The sequence below is a fragment of the Vibrio sp. 1580 genome (assembly GCF_033340055.1).
In genome coordinates this window covers 1-656 of the sequence record NZ_JAWOVT010000351.1, presented here as the reverse complement: position 1 = coordinate 656, position 656 = coordinate 1, and the positions used below count along the sequence as shown (strand labels likewise).

Sequence of the window (656 nt, the reverse complement as noted above, 5' to 3'; positions counted from 1 at the left end):
TTCTTCGGCAAGGACGACATCGATTCTTCGTCCTTGGCACGCACGTTCACACCATTCCAGCTTTTGCGCCATCGACATTCGACCTGCTGGGCCGTATTCAGGGCTGAGGTTAGCAACGAATATCACCTTCGCTTTTCGGTTTGCTGCAATGGCTTTGCCCAGCTCAGGCAATAACAATGGCGGCATAATACTGGTGAGGAAACTGCCTGGGCCAAGAATGATTGCATCGGCTTCTGCCAGAGCAGTAACGGCTTCTTTAGTGGCTGGAACTTCTGGTGAAAGATCTAAGCGACGTAAGTCGGTTTCCATCTCATCCACATTGGTTTCTCCTGCTACCCATTGACCGTTCACGGAAAGTGCAGACAAATCCGAAGGGTGCTCTGACATTGGCAGAATATTGACATCAACCTTAAGCATGTTTCGGATCAGATTGATTGCATCCAGCGGTCGAACCGACAAGTTATCCAATGCTGTTAGCATCAAATTGCCAAGGTTGTGGCCGTCCAGCTCTCCCGTACCTTTAAAGCGGTATTCGAACATCATCGAACTGATAGATGGTTCAGTGATTAGCTGGTTGATGCAGTTTCTGGTGTCTCCCCAAGCGATGCCACCTTGGCAGTGACGAATACGCCCAGTTGAACCACCATTGTCGGTTG

General features: G+C 49.7%; 1 protein-coding gene. It reads right to left on the bottom strand.

What is annotated here, in order from left to right:
- On the bottom strand, positions 1–656 hold a 656-nt coding region (gene yvcK / locus R7093_RS25955; protein WP_318147111.1), incomplete at both ends, for a uridine diphosphate-N-acetylglucosamine-binding protein YvcK.